3 protein-coding genes are annotated in these 3,995 nt (G+C 57.7%); 1 reads left to right on the top strand and 2 read right to left on the bottom strand.

The window, feature by feature from the left end:
• Nucleotides 1–52: 52 nt before the first annotated feature.
• Nucleotides 53–643 carry an LPS assembly lipoprotein LptE gene (gene lptE / locus HMPREF9538_RS13195; RefSeq protein ID WP_002894693.1) on the bottom strand — a complete coding sequence of 197 codons (591 nt, stop codon included), beginning with the start codon at nucleotides 641–643 and terminating at the stop codon, nucleotides 53–55.
• A gap of 14 nt (nucleotides 644–657) precedes the next feature.
• Nucleotides 658–3,240, bottom strand: a complete 2,583-nt coding sequence (gene leuS, locus HMPREF9538_RS13200) for a leucine--tRNA ligase (RefSeq protein ID WP_004176877.1) — start codon at nucleotides 3,238–3,240, stop codon at nucleotides 658–660.
• A gap of 226 nt (nucleotides 3,241–3,466) precedes the next feature.
• Between leuS and HMPREF9538_RS13205 the strand changes: the two genes are divergently transcribed.
• A complete protein-coding gene (locus HMPREF9538_RS13205; RefSeq protein ID WP_002894699.1) occupies nucleotides 3,467–3,949 on the top strand; it encodes a zinc ribbon-containing protein in 483 nt (160 codons plus the stop codon).
• Nucleotides 3,950–3,995 lie beyond the last annotated feature (46 nt).

Here is a 3,995-nt window from a genome sequence, read left to right as displayed (position 1 = left end):
CGCAGCCCTTCAGTGAGCTGCGCGCGGAGCTGTTCCGGGTACAACCGAATCATCATTGACCCAGCGTGGTGGAGACGCGGTTACCCGAGGAAGCCGGCGCCGCGCTGCTGGCGACCGGTTTCTCTTCCTGCTGGGTTGCTTCAACATCCGCTACCTGAACGCTTGGCAGCTTACGAATCAGCTGTTCCGCCGCTTTGTCGTACATTTCCTGGATAATCATATCCTGCTCGGCGTCTTTCGCTAATGCCGCCTGCGGGTTATCAAAGAACGACCGATAGACCTTGGTGGTAATCGGATAGATATCGTGACCCGGGATCAGGACGCTGGCATGAACGGTCATGACCATCTGATACTCCGCCGTACGACCATCCTGGAACACCGATGCGGTATCTTTCTGAATCGACGAGCCATCGAGGCGCAGAGAAGGGACATCTTTACGCAGCGTGCTGGCGTCGATCAGTTCCACGCCGTTAAGACGCAGCTGATTACGTACCGCGCGGCTTAACGGGCCGTTCGGATCGCTCGACTGGAAAATCATGGTTTTCATGGTGGCGGGCACCTTGGTAGTGCTACGCAAATGCCAGCCACAGCCGGCGGTGACGAGCACCGCCAGAGATAACAACATTGTTACCAGATATCGCACGCTTCCTCCCGCGCTTAGCCAACGACCAGATTGAGCAGTTTACCCGGAACGTAAATCACTTTACGCACGGTTTTACCGTCGAGATATTTCGCCACCAGATGTTCCTGGCCGGCGCGCTCGCGAACCTGCTCTTCAGTTGCATCTACCGCAACGGTAATTTTACCACGAACTTTGCCATTGACCTGGACGACGACGAGGGTGCTGTCTTCCACCATCGCGCTCTCATCCGCTACCGGCCACGGCGCGTTGTCGATATCGCCTTCGCCGTTCAGCTCACGCCACAGGGTGAAGCTGGCGTGCGGAGTGAACGGGTTGAGCATACGCACCACCGCCAGCAGAGCTTCCTGCATCAGCGCACGATCCTGCTCATCTTCCTGCGGCGCTTTCGCCAGCTTGTTCATCAGCTCCATGATTGCCGCGATGGCGGTGTTGAAGGTCTGACGACGGCCGATGTCATCGGTCACTTTGGCGATGGTTTTGTGGATATCGCGACGCAGCGCTTTCTGATCTTCGCTCAGAGCCGCCACGTTCAGTGCCGCAACCTCTCCTTTGGTGGTGTGCTCGTAGACCAGTTTCCAGACGCGTTTCAGGAAGCGGTTCGCCCCTTCAACGCCAGATTCCTGCCACTCGAGGGTCATATCCGCCGGGGACGCAAACATCATGAACAGACGCACGGTATCCGCGCCGTAGCGCTCAACCATCACCTGCGGGTCGATGCCGTTGTTTTTCGACTTGGACATCTTACTCATGCCGGTGTACACCAGCTCGTGGCCCGCCGCGTCTTTGGCCTTCACGATGCGGCCTTTTTCGTCGCGCTCAACGATGGCGTCAACCGGGGAAACCCAGTTACGTTCGCCGTTTTCGCCCACATAGTAGAACGCGTCAGCCAGCACCATGCCCTGGCACAGCAGCTGTTTCGCCGGCTCATCGGAGTTCACCATGCCCGCGTCGCGCATCAGCTTATGGAAGAAGCGGAAGTAGAGCAGGTGCATGATGGCGTGTTCGATACCGCCGATGTAGATATCTACCGGCAGCCAGTAGTTGGCCGCTTTCGAATCCAGCATTCCTTCCTGATACTGCGGGCAGGTGTAGCGCGCATAGTACCAGGAGGATTCCATAAAGGTGTCAAAGGTGTCGGTTTCGCGCAGCGCCGGCTGGCCGTTGACGGTGGTCTTGGCCCATTCAGGATCGGCTTTGATCGGGCTGGTGATGCCGTCCATGACCACGTCTTCCGGCAGGATCACCGGCAGCTGATCTTCCGGGGTCGGCAGCACGGTGCCATCTTCCAGGGTCACCATCGGGATCGGCGCGCCCCAGTAGCGCTGACGGGATACGCCCCAGTCGCGCAGACGGTAGTTAACTTTACGCTCGCCCACGCCCATGGCAGCCAGTTTGTCGGCAATGGCGTTGAAGCCCGCTTCATAATCAAGACCGCTGAACTCGCCGGAGTTAAACAGGACGCCTTTCTCGGTCAGCGCCTGCTCGGAGAGATCCGGCTCGGAGCCGTCGGCAGCGAGGATAACCGGCTTAATGTTCAGACCGTACTTGCTGGCGAACTCGTAGTCGCGCTGGTCGTGACCCGGAACGGCCATTACCGCGCCGGTGCCGTATTCCATCAGCACAAAGTTTGCCGCCCAGACCGGAATTTCTTCACCGGTCAGCGGATGAATGGCTTTAAAGCCGGTATCGACGCCTTTTTTCTCCATCGTCGCCATGTCGGCTTCGGCCACTTTGGTATTGCGGCACTCGTCGATAAAGGCGGCCAGCGCCGGATTGTTCGCCGCAGCCTGCTGCGCCAGCGGGTGACCCGCCGCGACGGCCAGGTAGGTACAACCCATAAAGGTGTCCGGACGGGTGGTGTAGACGGTCAGCTTATCGGCGTAGTCGTTGACGTCAAAGGAAATTTCTACCCCTTCCGAACGGCCGATCCAGTTGCGCTGCATGGTCTTCACGGTGTCCGGCCAGTGGTCCAGCTTATCCAGATCGTTCAGCAGTTCATCGGCGTAGGCGGTGATTTTAATAAACCACTGCGGGATCTCTTTACGCTCGACCTTGGTATCGCAGCGCCAGCAGCAGCCGTCGATAACCTGTTCGTTGGCCAGCACGGTCTGGTCATTCGGGCACCAGTTCACTGCGGAGGTTTTTTTGTACACCAGGCCTTTTTTGTACAGCTCGGTGAAGAACTTCTGCTCCCAGCGGTAGTATTCCGGGGTGCAGGTCGCCAGCTCGCGGCTCCAGTCATAGCCGAAGCCCAGCATTTTGAGCTGGTTTTTCATGTAGGCGATGTTGTCGTAGGTCCACGGCGCTGGCGCGGTGTTATTTTTCACCGCCGCCCCTTCTGCCGGCAGACCGAACGCATCCCAGCCGATCGGCTGCAGGACGTTTTTGCCCAGCATGCGCTGGTAGCGGGCAATCACGTCCCCGATGGTGTAGTTACGCACGTGACCCATGTGTAGTCGACCAGAAGGATAAGGAAGCATCGACAGGCAGTAATACTTCTCTTTGCTCTCGTCTTCAGTTACTTCAAATGTACGATTTTCGTCCCAGTGAAGCTGGACTTTCGATTCTATCTCTTCCGGGCGGTATTGCTCTTGCATGGCAGCCAGTGGTCCTGTTTTCAATACAGCTACAAAGTGTAGCCAATGGATGTGTTATTTCAGATCGGCATAGCATAGCCCAAACGCCCACGTCAAAACAGCTTTTCGCACATCAACATCGGCAAAAGCTGCGCAGATTATTTCGCGACTCTGTGGCTTGTCAGACACAGCGGGAGAGGAATAAGGTCTATTATCAGAAGACGTTAACCCCACCGGAGGCGAAATGATGAACAAGGTTGCTCAATATTACCGTGAACTGGTCTCCTCGCTCAGCGAACGGCTCCGCCATGGAGAGCGCGATATCGACGCGCTGGTGACGCAGGCGCGGGAAAAAATAGTCCGCGCCGGCGATCTGACGCAGAGCGAGATCGAGTCGGTGATTGCGGCGGTCAAGCGCGACCTCGAGGAGTTTGCCCGCAGCTACGAAGAGAGTCACGAAGACGAGAGCGACAGCGTGTTTATGCGGGTGATCAAAGAGAGCCTGTGGCAGGAGCTGGCTGATATCACCGACAAAACCCAGCTCGAGTGGCGGGAAGTCTTTCAGGATCTGAATCACCACGGCGTGTACCACAGCGGAGAGGTGGTTGGTCTGGGTAATCTGGTCTGCGAGAAGTGCCACTATCACCTGGCGGTATACACCCCGGACGTGCTGCCGCGCTGTCCAAAATGTGGCCACGATCAGTTCCAGCGTCGGCCCTTCGAGCCCTAAGCGTGCGAAAAACAAAGGGGGGGGGGGGGGGGGGCGGGGGGGGGGG

Origin of the sequence: Klebsiella sp. MS 92-3, assembly GCF_000195655.1 — a bacterium.
Lineage (GTDB): Bacteria > Pseudomonadota > Gammaproteobacteria > Enterobacterales > Enterobacteriaceae > Klebsiella > Klebsiella pneumoniae.
This window is presented reverse-complemented; position numbering and strand designations above follow the sequence as displayed.